This is a genomic window from Marinobacterium jannaschii DSM 6295, assembly GCF_000620085.1.
In the GTDB taxonomy this organism is placed as follows: domain Bacteria; phylum Pseudomonadota; class Gammaproteobacteria; order Pseudomonadales; family Balneatricaceae; genus Pontibacterium; species Pontibacterium jannaschii.
This window is the reverse complement of the sequence record NZ_JHVJ01000018.1, coordinates 112,132-129,195: the sequence shown is the minus strand read 5'-3', so window position 1 is coordinate 129,195 and position 17,064 is coordinate 112,132. Positions and strand designations below refer to the sequence as shown.

Sequence of the window (17,064 nt, the reverse complement as noted above, 5' to 3'; positions counted from 1 at the left end):
AATTTTGGCGGACATCGGACTTTTTTGAAGAATAATCCGCCGACCGGACAGGAAGGGCCTGACGCCCCTCGACTCGTTACGGTCGGCGATCAAACAGAGATCAATGATACTGACGGACCTGATGCTGCATTCTGACTATCAGCCTTCCAGGATCGACTGCTCCAGCTCGCCCGGCTCGACGATAACACCTTCGCCATCACCCGCAGGAAACACAGCGACCAGGAATCCATCCTCAGCCATTCCCGGCAGCCAGCGCTCCAGCCAGGCCTTCAGGTCGATCTTAAATGGCTCGCACTCGGCCCATTCATCTGTTGCCCATTCAGTGGCATAGTCCGGGTGAGGCCATACAGGGATACATTCCTCACCGTCATCAGTGGACAGCATGACACAACCATCCTGGTCTGATAGACCCCACAGTTCTTCCCAGCCTGTTATCTTTTGCAGGAAGTGCTCATAGCGCTCATCCGCAGGCAGGCTGCTGACTGATACACGTTGTTTTTCATCTAATCGGTAACTCATTTTCAGGCCTCATCACCCTCTGGACTCAGGGTGCGCATTATGTGTCGTTCTAACAATAAAGACTACATTAAAATACGTTTGTTGCACCCTGTGTTCGGCTGGATTCGGCGCCGGCATCAGGCAACCCTACTCCGCCTGGTATCGAACCCGCAAAAAAGCCGCTTGAACGCCCTGCAGCAGCCAGAGTTGCCCTCTGCAGCGACAGCCTGCGCTAGCCACTATGGACGGATATGAAGCAAGCCCCCGGGCACATCGGAAAAGCGGTATACAGGATCACACCCCAAAGCCAGGCGCTGCCAACAGCGGCCATAATATAATATCTGCACAGTTTTCAAACAGAAGGCCTGCGCAGGCTTGATGCTTTACGGAGACTCCGGTAGCCTGCCAAACCTGCATTTTAAGGATATTTTCAAGATCATGAGCAACCTGTCCCAAACTGAATTTGCTGAAATAAAACAGCGCTGCCTGGAAAACGGGCAAGCAGCAGGATTTCTGCAGCAGGATGAGCTCAGTGCGGTCGCCGCGCGCCTGGCGGAACAGATCAGCCTGCCCTATCTGAGCGAAGCCGCTGAACGGCGGGTGATTCATCAGGTGGCACTTCAGATCGACCAGGCCATCGCCAGCCAGTTACCCCTGGAATTACTGGAACTGATTCACCAGCCGGATCAGGGGCTGGATGACGACGAAGCCGCCCTGCTTCATATGCGACTGGAAAGGGCCTGCCGGGCACAACTGCAGTTCTGTTATCTGAGCGAAGTACTGGAGCAATACGCGGTGCGGTTTACACTAACAGTATTCGTCAATGCGATGCGCGAGGGATCATTTTTTCAGCATGCCGTGCAACAGACCAATACGTCATTTATCACACCGGATTTTCCATTTCCTGCGCTCGACTGAGCGCCGCGGCCAGCGGCCATCACCCTTCGCCTGCAGATTGTTGCTGCTATTGCTGATTGTCGGCCTCAGCACCGGCTGTGCCCGCCCCCGGATAAACCATAACATCCCCTCTCCCTCCGCCCTGGCGGCAGAACAACAAAAACAGCAGACCGATGCCATTCTGCGTTACCTGGCAATGAAACAGCGTATAGCGGATATCAGCTGGCAACTGATGACCTCTAGCGTGGCCCGCTGCCCGAACAGACAGCGCTACAGTCTCGGTCTGAGGCTGCATAATCCGGCAAAGTATGATGCCCGACGCAAGGCCGCCATATCCGCCCTGTATGGCGATACAGACAGCCTGCAGCTGCTCTACAGCGCAGAGGGAAGTCCGGCAGCCTTACAACTGAAAGCCGGTGATCAGTTACTGACGCTGGATAACAAGCCATTACCGAAAGATCCTGAGCTGGCAACCGCGTTGCTGCGCCGCACGCTGGATAAGAAACCGGTACAGCTGAGGCTAAAGCGGGATCAGCAATCAATCAGCGTAAGCCTGACACCGGTAAAAACCTGCGATTACCCGGTCTACCTTTCCAGCAGTGACAGCATTAATGCCTGGGCCGATGGCGACGATATTACGCTTAATGCCGGGTTGCTGCGCTTTACCCGGGATGATGCCGCACTGGCGATGATCATCGCCCATGAACTGGCACACAACACCCTGCGACATATAGACAAACGCCTCTATAACGGCACCCTTGGGTTGCTGCTGGATATCGCCCTGAGCAGCACGACAGGCATCACCAGTCCCGCGATCCTGGGCGGACTGAGCGCCAATATGTACAGCCAGGAGTTTGAAATCGAGGCCGACATAGCAGCCCTGGAGATGATCCACCAGGCGGGGTTCGATATCCGCCAGGTCGCCGGTTTCTGGCGCCGGGTCGGGGCAGAGCATCCCGCGACTATCCATAGCGGCCGCCAGCGCTCCCATCCAACCAGTGCCGAGCGCTACCTGATTCTGAAACAACAAACCGAAGAGCTGCTGGACAAGAGAGCAAGCGACGACAAAAACCGCAACGCTGGCACTGATAATCCGTCCTAAACTCAGGATATGAAACAGCAACAGCAACAACAGGCGCTGGATAGCTACCTGCAGCAACAGGAGTGGCAAAGCTACCGGCAACTGATGCAGCGATACAACGATCCCCGGCTTGCACTGCATCTGCTGGAAGAACTCAGCTGCGACCTGGTAAACCAGGCCGCTGAAATACCACAAGGCGAGTGGCAGCAGTACTACCAGCAACGTCTCCAGACCCTGCAGGAACAGTCGGTCGGGCTGCTGAGGTTTCTGCTGAGGCTGAGCCAACCGGCAGTTGCAGATGAGGTACAGGCCATCGGACATCGCCTGAAAGCGATTCGCAAAGCGGCCGTCTATGGCGTGGCAACCAAACCCGATGATGTAAACAAACTCTGGCTGGACGCGATAGGCCGCAGTTACCGAGCTACGCTCTGGCTGATCGCATTACTGTTTCTGCTGTACTGGGGACTGATCGGCTGATCAGTATTGGTGAGAGTGCGCCGGCCCGGACGCAGAGAAAAAACAGGCGGTTACAGCATAACCGCCCCAAGGCCACATTGCTTTGCAGGATTAGAGGACATTGTCTGAGTCAGACACTGCCTTTCATGGCCTGCAGCCATGAAATTGGGTGTCAGCTGAAGCAGGTACAGGACCTGCCTGCAACTGCTTCAGCTGACACATAAATGCAGCGCCGGGCAGTAAAGCCACACCGGCGCGATCGCGCTTCCCGGTAACCCGGGAAGCGGTTACTGCCTTAGTCTTCGTCGCGGTACGCGTCGATGCCCGGACAGGAGCAGATAAAGTTACGGTCGCCGTAAACGTTATCGACACGGTTAACAGCCGGCCAGAATTTCGCAGTCCGCGCAGACTCGGACGGGAATACCGCCTCTTCACGGCTGTACGGACGGTTCCAGTCACCCATGATATCAGCCTGGGTGTGCGGAGCTTTGCACAGCGGGTTGTTGTCCGCCGGCAGGCTGCCGTTCTGAACGCGCTCGATCTCAGCACGGATCTTAACCATCGCATCGATAAAGCGATCCAGCTCAGCCTTGGACTCAGACTCAGTCGGCTCGATCATCAGCGTACCTGCGACTGGGAAGGACATCGTCGGCGCATGGAAACCGTAGTCCATCAGACGCTTGGCGATATCTTCTTCAGTAACACCCGATTCTTCTTTAATCGGGCGGATATCGACGATGCACTCGTGCGCTACCTTGTTGTTACGACCGCGATACAGGATCGGGTAGTGCTCAGACAGTTTCTCTGTCAGGTAGTTAGCGCCCAGAATTGCATTCTGAGTGGAGTGCTTCAGGCCATCCTTACCCAGCATGCGGTTGTACATCCAGGTGATCGGCAGGATAGAAGCGGAGCCGTAAGGCGTTGCTGCTACTGCACCGTTCTCCGGGTTCAGGCCTTCTACCGGGCTGACCTTGTGGCTTGCCAGGAAAGGCGCCAGATGGTTCTTAACACCGATAGGACCCATGCCAGGACCGCCGCCGCCGTGTGGGATAGCGAAAGTCTTATGCAGGTTCAGGTGAGAGACGTCCGAACCGATCACACCTGGCTTGGAGATTCCAACCTGTGCGTTCATGTTGGCGCCATCCATGTAAACCTGGCCACCAAACTTATGGATGATCTGGCAGATCTCGACGATATCTTCTTCGTACACACCGTGTGTGGACGGGTAAGTGATCATCAGGCAGGAGAGATCATCCTTGTATTGCTCAGCCTTTGCAGCCAGATCTGCGACATCTACGTTGCCATTATCGTCACAGGCGGTCACAACGATCTTCATATCCATCATCGCAGCGGAAGCCGGGTTGGTTCCGTGGGCGGAAGATGGGATCAGGCAGACATTACGGTGACCTTCACCGATTGATTCCTGATACTTACGGATCGCCAGCAGGCCCGCATATTCGCCGGATGCACCGGAGTTCGGCTGCAGAGAAACCTTGTCGTAGCCGGTGATCTCAACCAGCTGGTCTTCCAGCGAGTTCAGCATCTCCTGATAGCCAACAACCTGATCGGCCGGTGCAAACGGGTGCATGCTGCCAAACTCAGGCCAGGTTACCGGAATCATCTCGGCGGTGGCATTCAGTTTCATGGTGCAGGAGCCCAGCGGGATCATGCCATGAACCAGGGAGTAGTCTTTGTTTTCCAGACGCTTCATGTAACGCAGCATCTCAGTCTCAGACTGGTAGCTGTTGAAGGTCGGGTGAGTCAGTACTTCATCGCTACGACGCTGTTCAGCGGCGATCCCGGTGGCAGCACCTGCAACAATGGCAGCGTCCAGCGCAGCCACTTCCAGGCCGTGGCCTTCACCCAGGAAGATATCAAACAGTTCAGCAACGTCAGCCGCGGTGGTCACTTCGTCGAAGGACACACCCAGGGTGTTGTCGCCGTTGTTACGCAGGTTGCAGCCGGCATCCAGCGCACGCTGGTATACCGCAGCACCGTCTTCGACAGAGACAGTAATAGTGTCGAAGTAGCTGCCGGTTACCTGCAGGCCTTTCTCAGCCAGGCCGTTTGCCAGAATCGCAGTCAGGCGGTGTACGCGTTCAGCGATGTTCTTCAGGCCGACAGGACCGTGGTAGACGGCGTAGAACGCAGCCATGTTGGCCAGCAGGGCCTGAGCGGTACAGATGTTAGAGGTCGCTTTCTCACGACGGATGTGCTGCTCGCGGGTCTGCATCGCCATACGCAGCGCCTGGTTGCCGTTGGCATCCACGGAAACACCGATAATACGACCCGGTACGGAACGCTTCAGCTTCTCGCTGGAAGCGAAGAAGGCCGCGTGAGGACCACCAAAGCCCATCGGCACACCGAAGCGCTGTGCGGAACCCAGTACCACGTCGGCACCCAGTTCGCCTGGTGATTTCAGCAGCATCAGTGCCAGCAGGTCAGTTGCCACAGCAACCATCGCCTTCTGCTCTTTCGCCTTGGCGATCAGTGCGCCCAGGTCAGTGATCTCGCCGTTGCTCGCAGGGTACTGCAGCTGAGCACCGAATACGTCGTATTCGCCCAGTTTGTCCGCGTCATCAACGATGATGTCGTAACCGAAGTACTCGGCACGGGTCTTGATCACGTCCAGCGTCTGCGGGTGCACATCGCTGGCAACAAAGTAGTTGTTGGTTTTCTTACGGTTGGAACGCTTGCACAGCGTCATCGCTTCCGCGGCCGCAGTGGCTTCGTCCAGCAGGGAGGCGTTTGCCAGTTCCATGCCGGTCAGATCCATCACGATCTGCTGGAAGTTAAGCAGGGATTCCAGACGGCCCTGGGCGATCTCTGGCTGATACGGCGTGTACGCCGTGTACCAGCCCGGGTTTTCCATCACATTACGCAGAATGACATTCGGTACTTTGGTGTTGTAGTAACCCATACCGATGTAAGACTTGTTGACGGTGTTCTTATCAGCCATGGCGCGCAGTTCAGCCAGCGCGTCTGATTCGCTGATACCCAGATCCATATCCAGAGCATCATCAAGACGGATAGAGTCAGGAACTGTCTGCGCGATCAGTTCGTCCAGAGTGTTAACGCCAAGCGTTTCCAGCATCGCCTGCTGTTCAGCCGCATCAGGGCCAACATGACGACGGGTGAATTCATTGCGCTGTTCCAGCTCAGTCAGGGCGCGAGTCTCAACTGCCATTTTCGTTCCAACCTGTCTGTTACGGGTAGCTGACGTATCAACTACCGGATTATTCGTAAGAGCCTGTAATAGGTGCCTTGATATAGGGTGCCTGCCACTGTCTTATCGACAGTGGCAGGCGCAACGGGACTACCCTGCACAGCAACCCCGTGCCTGCATCAAAGAGTTGATCAGGGGACAAAACCGGTGCGGATAAAGTCAGCCGGCAAGCCGATTAACCGCTCCGCTCCGGCGATCAACCCTCTTCGGCAACTTTGGCTTCGTAAGCTGCTGCATCCAGCAGTTCGGCCAGCTCATCAGCGTTAGACAGCTTGATCTTAGCGATCCAGCCACCTTCAAACGCTTCTTCGTTAACAGTTTCAGGCGCATCTTCCAGTGTTTCGTTGACAGCAACTACTTCACCGCTGACCGGTGCGTAGATGTCAGATGCGGCCTTAACGGATTCAACCAGAGAGAACTCTTCGCCTTTAGTCACTTCAGCGCCAACTTCTGGCAGCTCGACGAACACAACGTCGCCCAGCAGCTCCTGTGCGTGGTCGGAGATACCCACAGTCACAGTGCCGTCGCCGTTATCCAGAACCCACTCGTGAGACGCTGCGTATTTCAGGTTAGAAGGTACATTGCTCATGATCTTTCCTTTTTATCTTGCTGACCTGCATTCAGGTCATACTAAATTTTGTTTGATGGCGGCGGCATTGAAACGCCACCGCGGAAATAATACAAGTCAGAAATCAGCTTAGCCGTACAGCGGGAAGCGTTTGCACAGTTCCTGAACTTTAGCGCGTACTTCGGATTCAACCGCGCCGTTGTCTTCAGGATTTGCCGCCAGGCCGTCCAGCACGTCACCGATCAGGTTACCGATCAGACGGAACTCGTCAGCACCGAAACCACGGGTTGTACCGGCAGGCGTACCCAGACGGATACCGGAGGTTACCATTGGCTTCTCTGGATCGAACGGGATGCCGTTCTTGTTACAGGTGATGCCTGCACGTTCCAGCGCTTCTTCAGTCACGTTGCCTTTCAGACCTTTAGGGCGCAGATCAACCAGCATCAGGTGAGTGTCAGTACCGCCGGTAACGATGTCACAGCCACGCTCTACCAGCGTTTCAGCCAGTACTTTGGCGTTCTCTACCACGCGCTCAATGTAGCCTTTGAACTCTGGACGCAGTGCTTCACCGAAGGCTACCGCCTTACCCGCGATCACGTGCATCAGTGGACCACCCTGCAGACCCGGGAATACGGCAGAGTTGATTTTCTTGCCCAGATCCAGATCGTTGGACAGCACCATACCGCCACGCGGACCACGCAGTGTTTTGTGCGTAGTGGTGGTACAAACGTGGGCGTGTGGCAGCGGGCTTGGATGAACTCCCGTCGCGACCAGACCGGCGATGTGCGCCATGTCAACCATCAGGTATGCGCCAACTTTGTCAGCGATTTCGCGGAAACGTGCGAAGTCGATCTGACGTGGGATTGCCGAACCACCCGCGATGATCAGCTTCGGCTGGCACTCTACGGCCAGAGCTTCTACCGCATCGTAGTCGATCAGCTGAGTTTCTTTGGACACGCCATACTGAACAGCGTTAAACCACTTACCGGACTGAGCAGGACGTGCACCGTGAGTCAGGTGACCACCCGCATCCAGGGACATACCCAGGATAGTGTCGCCAGGCTGCAGCAGCGCCATGAACACCGCACCGTTTGCCTGTGCACCGGAGTGTGGCTGTACGTTTACGTACTCAGCACCGAACAGCTCTTTAGCACGCTCAACCGCCAGGGTTTCGGCCACATCAACGTATTCACAGCCACCGTAGTAACGACGGCCGGAGTAACCTTCAGCGTATTTGTTGGTCAGCACAGTGCCCTGCGCTTCCATTACGGCTTTGGAAACAATGTTCTCAGAAGCGATCAGTTCGATCTGCTCTTCCTGACGATGGGCTTCATCGTTGACGGCGCTCATCAGCGCAGCATCAGCAGTGGCCAGGTCCTGGGTGAAGAACTGTTCATTTTCACTGTTCTGGTACAGATTGCTCATGGTCTCTGTCTCTACTGTTTATTGTTGTCTGTTAATTCGAATAACCGGCTGACCGAAGCAATCAGCAGGCCACCACATTCACGGCCAGGCCGCCAGTGGATGTTTCCTTATACTTATCCTGCATATCGACGCCGGTCTGGCGCATAGTTTCGATAACAGAATCCAGTGACACGCTATGCTCGCCGTCACCTCGCAACGCCAGGCGGGAAGCGTTGATCGCTTTCACCGCACCCATAGTGTTACGTTCAATACAAGGCACCTGAACCAGACCGCCGATCGGATCGCAGGTCAGTCCCAGGTTATGTTCCATGCCGATCTCGGCTGCGTTTTCGATCTGCTCGTTGGTACCCCCCAGCACCGCACAGAGCGCACCCGCGGCCATGGAACAGGCCACACCAATCTCCCCCTGGCAACCGACTTCGGCAGCAGAGATAGACGCGTTATGTTTGTACAGCATGCCGATGGCGGCGGCGGTGGCGAGGAAGGTGACAATCCCCTCCTCATTGGAACCCGGCACAAAGCGATCATAATAAGCCAGTACCGCCGGGATCACGCCTGCCGCACCATTGGTCGGCGCCGTTACCACCCGGCCACCGGCGGCGTTTTCTTCATTCACCGCCATGGCGAACAGGTTGATCCAGTCCATCACGGTGAGCTGGTCTTTCAGCGCCTGCTCCGGCCGGTTGACCAGTTCATCACGCAACTTGCGGGCGCGGCGTTTTACGTTCAGACCGCCCGGCAGCACACCTTCCTGTTCGCAGCCTCGGCGGATACAGTTGTCCATCACATGCCAGATAGAAAGCACCTTGTCGCGGGTTGCCTGCTCACCGAAGCGAACGTAGTCATTCTGCAACACCACTTCAGCAACAGACAGCTGTGCTTTCTCCGCCACTTCGAGCAGCTCGACGCCGTTACTGAATTCGAATGGGATCTCCTGTTCCACTGAATCAGCATGGCCTTTGCCGTCTTCACCGGTTTCTGCATCGCTCAGTACGAAACCACCGCCCACGGAGTAAAAGATATTGTCGTGAAGGATGATTCCGGCGGCGTCAAAGACCTGGAAGCGCATTCCGTTAGGATGCTTTGGCAACGACTGGCCGAAGTTAAAAGGCAGGTGCTCTTCCATATTAAATGGCACCTGCTTTTCCCGCGCCAGATCGAGCTGCCCGGTGTTCTTAATGTTTTCTATGTACTCTTCTACACGATCCGGGTCGACCGTATCGGGGGCTTCGCCCAGCAGACCCAGCAGGACAGCAATATCAGTCGCGTGACCTTTACCGGTCATCGCCAGAGAGCCGTACAGGTTGACCTTAACGCTCGCCACCTGTGACAGCAGAGACTTCGCCTTCAGCTCAGCCAGAAAACGGTTGGCCGCGACCATAGGGCCAACGGTGTGGGAACTGGATGGACCGATACCAACTTTGAACAGGTCAAAGATGCTTAATAGCATGTTCTGACGCCTCCGCTTTTTATTGTTATCCAAACTGCAACATCCCCCGCATCAGGAAACTTAGTTGTCGCAGTTATCGTGAATTTCGGTAGAAAACGAGTATTCAATTAACCGATGGATGCAGACTAGCAACTGTCTTTCCCTCACGCAACAAAAATTTCCTATTGGAAACTTTTGTTTCTATAGTCTCTCTCAACGACCAAATCGTTTCCTTTCCAAGATAACGCCGCTTGTGTACCATTTTTGGAAACAGACACCCCCAATTGATCAACTCGGGGGAGACGGAGGGCCTTAATGTCTGAAGAACCGCATTTCTTAAAAGAAGAAAAAGACAAACTGGAAATCGGACGCAGTGCCAATAGCGACGCGACGCTGGAACCCCTGCAGCTGGGTAAGCGCGTGCGTGAAATCCGCCTGAGTCAAAACCTGACACTGGAAGAAGCCAGCAAGCTGACCGGCCTGGCCCGCTCTACTCTGTCTAAGATAGAGAATGAACAGATCTCTCCTACCTTTAGTGCCGTATCGAAGCTGGTACAGGGGCTGGGGATTGATATACCGCAACTGTTCAGCCAGCCCAAAAGCAAGAGTTCCGCGGGTGGACGCCGTGATATCACGCGCTCTGGTGAAGGCACGCCACATCCGACGCCCACCTATGAGCACGAGCTGCTGGCAACCCAGCTGACCAGTAAGAAGATGATTCCGTTCAAAACCACCGTGCACACTCACTCCTTTAATGAGTTTACCGATTGGGTGCGTCACGACGGCGAGGAATTCCTCTATGTACTGAGCGGGTCATTACTTTTCTATACAGAGTTTTATGAACCGATCGAGCTGTTCCCGGGTGACTCCGCCTATTATGACTGCGAGATGGGGCATGCCCTGGTGTCCACCAGTGAGGAAGATGCCGTGGTGATCTGGGTCACCGCCTGATCCCCGATTACATTCCGTGCTTGCAGAGCCACGATCCTCACTTATACTTTCCAAGGGAGCTTTCAAGCCGTACCGACTCTGTCAGCGTACAGATCCTGAAAACTCCTTTTTCTTCCTGAAACTGCCGCCGACCAGCCTGCGCTACGGCGGCATTTTTTATCCGGCCACAGAGATCAGAGTCCCGTAAACCGCGGCCTTCAGCCCTTGCCGTATAGTTCGGAGCGACATCCGGATATCTTTTCATCTTCGACCGGACGGTCAACACCGATAGAAAATTTCCTGTTTAAATGAATTGTTTCCTATTGGAAACTTTAGTTTTTTAATGCATTATCAGCTTCACGATGATGTGACGGGAAGATCAGGTTCACCCTCTCAGCGGTGTCCACTCTCCTCCTGGCTCACAGCCTGTTTAAGAATCACAAATAAAAGAACGAGGTTTGGTATGGCTCAGGCACAAGGCGAACTGAATAGAACTCCACTGTACGATCTGCACGTAGAACTGGGTGCCAAGATGGTTCCTTTCGCTGGCTACGATATGCCGGTTCAGTATCCGCTGGGTGTTAAGAAAGAACACCTGCATACCCGCGACGCTTCCGGCCTGTTCGATGTCTCTCACATGGGTCAGGTTAAGCTGACCGGTGCCAACGCTGCCGCCGCACTGGAAAAACTGGTACCGGTTGACATCATCGACCTGCCGGTTGGAAAACAGCGCTACGCCCTGTTCACAAACGAAGACGGCGGCATCATGGATGACCTGATGGTCACCAACTACGGCGACTGGATCTATGTAGTCGTAAACGCCGCATGTAAAGAGCAGGATATCGCTCATATGCGCGCTAACCTGGGTGAAGGTGTCGAGCTGGAAGAGCTGGACGACCGCGCCCTGATCGCCATCCAGGGTCCTAAAACAGCTGAAGCCCTGTCCCGTATCCAGCCAGCCGTTGCTGATCTGGTATTCATGGATTCCCGTATCATCGAAATCGACGGCGTAGAGTGCTTCGTATCCCGCTCCGGTTACACCGGCGAAGACGGTTACGAAATCTCTATCCCGGCATCTGAAACTGAGCGCCTGACCCGCCTGTTCCTGGAACAGCCAGAGATTGAAGCGATCGGCCTGGGAGCCCGCGACTCCCTGCGTCTGGAATCCGGCCTGTGCCTGTACGGTCACGATATCGATACCACGACCACTCCACTGGAAGGCAGCCTGATCTGGGCGATCTCCAAGTGCCGTCGTGCCGACGGTGAGCGTGCCGGTGGCTTCCCAGGTGCTGAAAAGATTCTTGGCCAGATCGCCAACAAAGACTGGACCCGCAAGCGTGTCGGCCTGCTGGGTGAAGGTCGTGCACCGGTGCGTGAAGGCACTGAACTGTTTGATGCCGAAGGCAACAAGATCGGCGTTGTGACCAGCGGTACTTTCGGCCCGACTATCGGTGCGCCGGTAGCCATGGGTTACGTTGAAACCGCTTTCAGCCCGCTGGAAACCGTGGTCTATGCTGAAGTACGTGGCAAGAAACTGCCAATGACCGTTTCCCGCGCGCCATTTATCGAGCAGCGTTACTACCGCGGCTAAGCAACCGCCAGCCCGCTCCGGATATCGCTAAAAGTGCAGGAAAACTTGCACCGCGCGCCGATATCCGGATCATACACCTGCCGGAAAGCGAACTGCACATAGCTTTCCCTTCCACAGATACCAAGATCCATTCAAGAGGTGACCCGATGGACCTGATTCCGCTGAAAGAACTCAAGGGCGAATCCAAGATGTCTCGCTTACGCCATAAGCCAGACCCTGAGCGTAAACGCCTGAGAAAACCGGAATGGATCCGTATCGACCCTCGCAGCAACGCCAACGTTAAGAAGGTTAAAGAACAGCTTCGCGGCAAAAAGCTGCATACCGTCTGTGAAGAAGCCTCCTGCCCGAACCTGGCGGAATGTTTCAGTAAACGTACAGCCACCTTTATGATCATGGGGGCGATCTGTACCCGTCGCTGCCCTTTCTGTGATGTCGCTCACGGTAAGCCGATGTCTCTGGACCCGGAAGAGCCTAAGCACGTTGCCGAAACCATCGGTCAGCTGAACCTGAAATACGTGGTCATCACCTCTGTCGACCGCGACGACCTGCGTGACGGCGGTGCCGCCCACTTTGCTGAATGTGTCCGAGAAGCCCGCGCCCTCAACCAGGACCTGAAAGTTGAGATCCTGGTACCGGATTTCCGCGGCAAGATGGATAAGGCACTGCAAGCCCTGGCCAGCGATGCGCCAGACGTACTGAACCACAACATGGAAACCGTACCACGCCTGTATGACAGCGTGCGTCCGGGTGCCGACTACCAGTGGTCACTGGATCTGCTGAAGAAGTACAAAGAGCAGCATCCGGAAGTGACGACTAAATCCGGCCTGATGGTCGGCCTTGGCGAGACCAAGGAAGAGATTATCGAGGTGATGAAAGATTTGCGCGCACACGGTGCCGGTATGCTGACTATCGGTCAGTACCTGCAGCCGAGCAAGCATCACCTTGCCGTAGAGCGCTATGTGACTCCGGCTGAATTCAAAGAGTACGAAGAGATCGGTTACGAGCTGGGCTTCGAAAACGTCGCCAGTGGCCCGATGGTCCGCTCTTCCTACCATGCTGACCTGCAGGCTTCCGGTCACGATGTGACAGACAGCCTGGCGAAAGATCTGACAAAAGAACTCTGAGCAACGCCTCGCCCGGTATAGCCACTGGGCACCCTGTAGGTAGATGCCCGATAAAGGCGACAGATGATCTGTCGCCTTTTTATTTGTCTGCTTGATGGCCCCTGACGCCTCTTCATCCGAAATACCGGATTTTTATCCCATAACCAGAATTATTGCTTGTGATACGTTCCTAAAGTCGCTAGAGTGGCCTGCATCTTTAACAACATCAAGAGCAGGGCTGACGTCCTCGCCAACCTGCCAACCTGGGCAAGGTGGTTGCTGCTGACACTAACAGTAGCGATGTGGTCATGACCGACAACTATCAGGCAGACCCCACACGTCAGCTTTCATAAAAATTATGGGAGCACCGCATGTTTGAAGCACACACACTTGAATATCAGTCACAGGACCTGGAAGCGGCTAATTCCGCCACTATCGACCTGTCTGCGCTGAAAGAGATCACCGCAAAGCAGTACCATCGCCGCCACGACAGCAGCCTGCGGCCGCTTACCATCTGGTTTGCCGAAGGCAAACGCAAAGACCGCCGCGGCCGGATCGAGCCAACCCTTTTCACCTATATCGAGTACCGCGATGCGCTGGGTAACCAGCGTTTTCACTGCCTGGAAGAGGCGGTAAAACCGGAGACCTGCGAATCCCGCCTGGAGCGACTGCTAAGCCGGGCAGCCCGGCAGTCGCTACGCGGCATCTGAACGGGTCGGGGCAGCGATCAAAGTTAGCCCCAACCGTAACCACAGAGGCTGATCTGGTCCGAAATACCAAAATGAAGATCGGCCTGCTGCAGTTTTTCCAGACGCTCAGGCGGCGGCAGCTGCTCCAGCGACTGCAGGGTTCGCAGCTGATTGCTTACCTGCTGCGCCAGCCGCTCCGGATCATCCATAGTGATCCACAACTCATAGGTTTCGATCGCGAACAACGGGTCTGGCAGGCCCTGCAGATAACGCAACCAGCTCTGCAGCAGGCGCAGGCCATCGTCACCTATAAAGCTGGCCATCAACAACTGCAACTGCTCCAGCCGCTGTACAGCCAGCGACTTGTCAGTCATCAGTACCGGATAACTGCGTCCGTCATCCAAAGGCAATAGCTGCAGATCATCCACCGAAAAGGCCAGCAGCCAGAGCGGTGGAATCGCGTTATTGGCCGCAGCCACAACCCGCCCGCTGCCACTGCCCGACACCTGGGGCATCGATTCAAGCCCCATAAACAGAAGACGTGTACCTATCAAGCCGTTACTCCAACTTAGCCCCCCTCAAACACGTACTGAGATTACTCCACGCGCTCGACCTGAAATCCGCTGCCACGCAATGACCTTAGTAACCCGTCTTCACCGACCAAATGGGCTACACCAACCAGCACCAGCTCTGTCTCCGGGGTCTGCAACAGGCTGTGAATACGCGGCAACCAATACTGATTCCGTTCTACTATCAACGTCTGATAGATATTTGGCAAGACCGTTCTCATCTCGGCCAGCACCTTCTGTTCCAGCTCTGCTTCATCACCCCGGCGCCAGGCCGCAATGATGTTATGCATCGATTCAGACACCTGGGTCACATCACTCAATGCCTGCAGTACGAAGGCATCTTCCCAGCCCTTCCCCATCGCCTGCAGGTAATCCACATGACGGTGTGGCGTTTCCAGCCCCTGCACCGGCTTGCCTGCCCGGATAGCACGGGCGTAGAAGGTAAAGTCAGGCCCCTCATCTGAGAACCCCTTGCGTTTCAGCTCATCGGAAATCATCGTCAACATCACCCCGGCGGGCTTGATATAACGGAAGTGATGGGGGCTGTAACCCGCCTGACGGGAGTAGTTCACCAGCTTTTTATAGACGGGAGCGGAAAGCAGCAGATCGAGTCGGTTACCCTGACTCAGGGCCAGTTGTCTGGAAAGGTAATCCCGGGTGGGAAAGTTTCGGAAAAAGCCAATATCTGTTTCCAGCACCAGCTTATCGGTTTGGTTGTAGACACGGTCGTATATGTCCGGAATCTGGCTGTCTGCATCGGCCAGAACATGAACGGTGCCGCCTAGATAGATGGCTTGCTCACCATTACTGATTTTCCATATCGCTCCTTCCGCCCCCACGGGCGAGGTGAGCAAAGTCATCATCAAAAACACAAAGAGTGTTCTGATCATGAAACATTGCTCCTGATTGATATTCTACTTCAGTATAGAAAACAGCCATAACCTGTACATAAAATCCGCTAAAAAAACGCTAATTCCGAAAAAACTGTAACGCAGGTGTTACAGAAAGTTTTGAATTTCCAGCAAACTCAGCTATGTTGTGAAACAACCCGGAACGTGAATGAGAACAATGATGGACAGCCTATCCCCCTGTGAACTGAATATATTGCTGGTAGAACCCTCCGCAATGCAGCGCAAGGTGATCAGCCAGCAACTTGCGAAGGAAGATGTGACCGCCGTCGATCAGGCATCGAACAAGCAACAGGCGCTGGATTGCATCCGCAGCGTACGGCCTGATCTGGTGATCTCTTCCCTGCACTATGAAGATGGCAACGCGCAGGAACTACTGCATACGCTGCGCAACGACCCTGAGCTGGAAGACCTGCCTTTTATGCTGGTGTCCAGCGAGACCCGGCGCAGCGAACTGGAGATCTTTAAGCAGTCCGGCGTTGTCGCCATACTGCCTAAACCTTTCGACCGATCCCATCTCGGCAAGGCCCTCAATTCGACACTGGATATGCTGACCCAGCATGAGATCGATCTGGACCTCTATGACGTACAGTCACTGCGGGTACTGGTGGTGGACGACAGTCGCATGGCACGCAACGTAATCCAGCGAGTCCTGCGAAACCTGGGGATAGAGAACCTGACCGAAGCCGCCGATGGCTCGATCGCGATCGAGTTACTGAAAGAGAATAACTACGACCTGGTGGTAACTGACTACAACATGCCGGAAGTGAATGGTGTAGAGCTGACCGAGTTTATTCGCAACTCCAACCTGCACTCACATATCCCGGTGATGATGGTGACCTCCGAATCCAACGATGCCCATCTGGCGAATGTGGCGCAGTCAGGGGTCAACGCCATGACGGATAAACCCTTCGAGCCGGAAACCGTTAAACGCCTGCTGGCCAATCTGCTGGACGGCTGAGCGGTCAACGACACCAATATTCTGATCAGAAACGCCTGCTGACGGTTAACTGCAGGCGCTGTTCATCTGCCTGACGCCCTTCGCTCTGGCTGTAACCCAGCTGCCAGTCCAGCCCTGCGGCCATTGTATTCAGCGTCAGCTCTCCCAACAGATATGCGTCCCCCTGCCGAAAGCCCTGATAGCCGATGCCCGCCCCCACTGCCAGAGTTGCAGAAAGATCGTAATCGACACTCAGCCGGGCAAAGCGACTCTGTTTCTCGCCCTCTGCAAAGCGGTCACTGAGGGCCAGGTCCAGCGCCAGCGGACCGAATCCTAATAACAGGGTTGCCTCTGTGTAGTCTCGCAGCTGTGTCGGCGAAAACTGATACCGGCGCAGATCGACCTCCAGATACCAGGGCTGCCGTTCAAAGTAACGACCCGCATAAAGCAACAGCTCGCCCCCCCGCCTGCTGTCCTGACGGATCTGAGCCAGGCCTGCGCCGGCGTAGTATCCCGACACTGACTCCGTACTCAGGTTCAGCTGCAGCGAAGGCTTATCTTCCGAGCGGCTGAGAGCGCGATAACGGTAATCGCTGGTCAGTGCCAATTCAGCCTCCAGTGGCAAGGCAACACTGCTGGCCGGTGCCAGCAATACGAACAATCCAATAGCAGCACTAACGGCACCCGCGGCCCTGCCAGACAGTTGTACGCCATAGCCTTCGCCGCAGAAACGACTTATCACCCGCTCTCCTCC

16 protein-coding genes and 1 riboswitch are annotated in these 17,064 nt (G+C 55.3%); of the genes, 8 read left to right on the top strand and 8 right to left on the bottom strand.

Annotated elements, in window-relative coordinates:
• Positions 1–138: 138 nt before the first annotated feature.
• A complete protein-coding gene (locus Q354_RS0110895) occupies positions 139–519 on the bottom strand; it encodes a DUF2750 domain-containing protein (RefSeq protein WP_027857628.1) in 381 nt (126 codons plus the stop codon).
• Positions 520–936: 417 nt separating this feature from the next.
• Here Q354_RS0110895 and Q354_RS0110890 point away from each other — a divergent pair, with 417 nt between their 5' ends.
• The 3 genes from Q354_RS0110890 to Q354_RS0110880 are packed head-to-tail and all read left to right on the top strand — an operon-like array spanning position 937 to position 2,953.
• Positions 937–1,416, top strand: a complete 480-nt coding sequence (locus Q354_RS0110890; RefSeq protein WP_211252243.1) for a hypothetical protein — start codon at positions 937–939, stop codon at positions 1,414–1,416.
• Positions 1,417–1,456: 40 nt separating this feature from the next.
• Positions 1,457–2,497: a M48 family metallopeptidase gene (locus Q354_RS0110885; RefSeq protein ID WP_169828877.1), complete on the top strand. Its 1,041-nt coding sequence runs from the start codon at positions 1,457–1,459 to the stop codon at positions 2,495–2,497.
• A 9-nt stretch (positions 2,498–2,506) separates the two neighbouring features.
• Positions 2,507–2,953: a hypothetical protein gene (locus Q354_RS0110880; RefSeq protein ID WP_027857625.1), complete on the top strand. Its 447-nt coding sequence runs from the start codon at positions 2,507–2,509 to the stop codon at positions 2,951–2,953.
• Positions 2,954–3,227: 274 nt separating this feature from the next.
• Here the strand turns inward: Q354_RS0110880 and gcvP are convergent, their stop codons facing one another.
• From gcvP to Q354_RS0110860, 4 genes are all read right to left on the bottom strand, one after another.
• Positions 3,228–6,119 (bottom strand): aminomethyl-transferring glycine dehydrogenase, encoded by a 2,892-nt coding sequence (gene gcvP, locus Q354_RS0110875; protein WP_027857624.1) that lies wholly within the window; start codon positions 6,117–6,119, stop codon positions 3,228–3,230.
• Positions 6,120–6,354: 235 nt separating this feature from the next.
• Positions 6,355–6,747, bottom strand: a complete 393-nt coding sequence (gene gcvH, locus Q354_RS0110870; protein WP_027857623.1) for a glycine cleavage system protein GcvH — start codon at positions 6,745–6,747, stop codon at positions 6,355–6,357.
• 108 nt (positions 6,748–6,855) lie between these two features.
• A complete protein-coding gene (gene glyA / locus Q354_RS0110865; protein ID WP_027857622.1) occupies positions 6,856–8,151 on the bottom strand; it encodes a serine hydroxymethyltransferase in 1,296 nt (431 codons plus the stop codon).
• A gap of 61 nt (positions 8,152–8,212) precedes the next feature.
• Positions 8,213–9,601, bottom strand: coding sequence for an L-serine ammonia-lyase (locus Q354_RS0110860; RefSeq protein ID WP_027857621.1), 1,389 nt, complete (start codon positions 9,599–9,601; stop codon positions 8,213–8,215).
• Between the two features lie 294 nt (positions 9,602–9,895).
• Between Q354_RS0110860 and Q354_RS0110855 the strand changes: the two genes are divergently transcribed.
• The 4 genes from Q354_RS0110855 (at position 9,896) to Q354_RS0110830 (ending at position 13,914) form a co-directional block, all read left to right on the top strand.
• Positions 9,896–10,531: a helix-turn-helix domain-containing protein gene (locus Q354_RS0110855; RefSeq protein ID WP_027857620.1), complete on the top strand. Its 636-nt coding sequence runs from the start codon at positions 9,896–9,898 to the stop codon at positions 10,529–10,531.
• A gap of 442 nt (positions 10,532–10,973) precedes the next feature.
• Complete coding sequence (gene gcvT / locus Q354_RS0110845) at positions 10,974–12,101, top strand: glycine cleavage system aminomethyltransferase GcvT (RefSeq protein WP_027857618.1); 1,128 nt, start codon at positions 10,974–10,976, stop codon at positions 12,099–12,101.
• A gap of 146 nt (positions 12,102–12,247) precedes the next feature.
• Positions 12,248–13,225 (top strand): lipoyl synthase, encoded by a 978-nt coding sequence (lipA, locus tag Q354_RS0110835; RefSeq protein ID WP_027857617.1) that lies wholly within the window; start codon positions 12,248–12,250, stop codon positions 13,223–13,225.
• 197 nt (positions 13,226–13,422) lie between these two features.
• Positions 13,423–13,537: riboswitch (SAM-I-IV-variant riboswitch) on the top strand.
• A gap of 38 nt (positions 13,538–13,575) precedes the next feature.
• On the top strand, positions 13,576–13,914 hold the full coding sequence (locus tag Q354_RS0110830; RefSeq protein WP_027857616.1) for a hypothetical protein: 339 nt from the start codon (positions 13,576–13,578) through the stop codon (positions 13,912–13,914).
• Between the two features lie 23 nt (positions 13,915–13,937).
• Here the strand turns inward: Q354_RS0110830 and Q354_RS0110825 are convergent, their stop codons facing one another.
• Both Q354_RS0110825 and Q354_RS0110820 read right to left on the bottom strand, forming a co-directional pair.
• Complete coding sequence (locus Q354_RS0110825; protein ID WP_156948295.1) at positions 13,938–14,447, bottom strand: Rho GTPase-activating protein; 510 nt, start codon at positions 14,445–14,447, stop codon at positions 13,938–13,940.
• A gap of 41 nt (positions 14,448–14,488) precedes the next feature.
• The gene (locus Q354_RS0110820; protein ID WP_027857614.1) at positions 14,489–15,352 is read right to left on the bottom strand and encodes a TraB/GumN family protein; all 864 of its coding nucleotides are present in this window, start codon (positions 15,350–15,352) and stop codon (positions 14,489–14,491) included.
• Positions 15,353–15,521: 169 nt separating this feature from the next.
• On the opposite strand from Q354_RS0110820, the gene Q354_RS0110815 reads away from it, so the two are divergent.
• Positions 15,522–16,331, top strand: coding sequence for a response regulator (locus tag Q354_RS0110815; RefSeq protein WP_245601028.1), 810 nt, complete (start codon positions 15,522–15,524; stop codon positions 16,329–16,331).
• Positions 16,332–16,356: 25 nt separating this feature from the next.
• On the opposite strand, the gene Q354_RS0110810 is transcribed toward Q354_RS0110815, so the two are convergent.
• The gene (locus tag Q354_RS0110810) at positions 16,357–17,052 is read right to left on the bottom strand and encodes a TorF family putative porin (RefSeq protein ID WP_027857612.1); all 696 of its coding nucleotides are present in this window, start codon (positions 17,050–17,052) and stop codon (positions 16,357–16,359) included.
• Positions 17,053–17,064: the final 12 nt, after the last annotated feature.

Coding starts and splice junctions, on each gene's coding strand:
- Q354_RS0110880 (WP_027857625.1), top strand. CDS start 2,507: ATGAAACAGCAACAGCAACAACAGGCGCTGGATAGCTACCTGCAGCAA.
- Q354_RS0110890 (WP_211252243.1), top strand. CDS start 937: ATGAGCAACCTGTCCCAAACTGAATTTGCTGAAATAAAACAGCGCTGC.
- Q354_RS0110860 (WP_027857621.1), bottom strand. CDS start 9,601: ATGCTATTAAGCATCTTTGACCTGTTCAAAGTTGGTATCGGTCCATCC.
- Q354_RS0110820 (WP_027857614.1), bottom strand. CDS start 15,352: ATGATCAGAACACTCTTTGTGTTTTTGATGATGACTTTGCTCACCTCG.
- gcvT (WP_027857618.1), top strand. CDS start 10,974: ATGGCTCAGGCACAAGGCGAACTGAATAGAACTCCACTGTACGATCTG.
- Q354_RS0110830 (WP_027857616.1), top strand. CDS start 13,576: ATGTTTGAAGCACACACACTTGAATATCAGTCACAGGACCTGGAAGCG.
- glyA (WP_027857622.1), bottom strand. CDS start 8,151: ATGAGCAATCTGTACCAGAACAGTGAAAATGAACAGTTCTTCACCCAG.
- Q354_RS0110815 (WP_245601028.1), top strand. CDS start 15,522: ATGAGAACAATGATGGACAGCCTATCCCCCTGTGAACTGAATATATTG.
- Q354_RS0110895 (WP_027857628.1), bottom strand. CDS start 519: ATGAGTTACCGATTAGATGAAAAACAACGTGTATCAGTCAGCAGCCTG.
- gcvH (WP_027857623.1), bottom strand. CDS start 6,747: ATGAGCAATGTACCTTCTAACCTGAAATACGCAGCGTCTCACGAGTGG.
- Q354_RS0110855 (WP_027857620.1), top strand. CDS start 9,896: ATGTCTGAAGAACCGCATTTCTTAAAAGAAGAAAAAGACAAACTGGAA.
- lipA (WP_027857617.1), top strand. CDS start 12,248: ATGGACCTGATTCCGCTGAAAGAACTCAAGGGCGAATCCAAGATGTCT.
- gcvP (WP_027857624.1), bottom strand. CDS start 6,119: ATGGCAGTTGAGACTCGCGCCCTGACTGAGCTGGAACAGCGCAATGAA.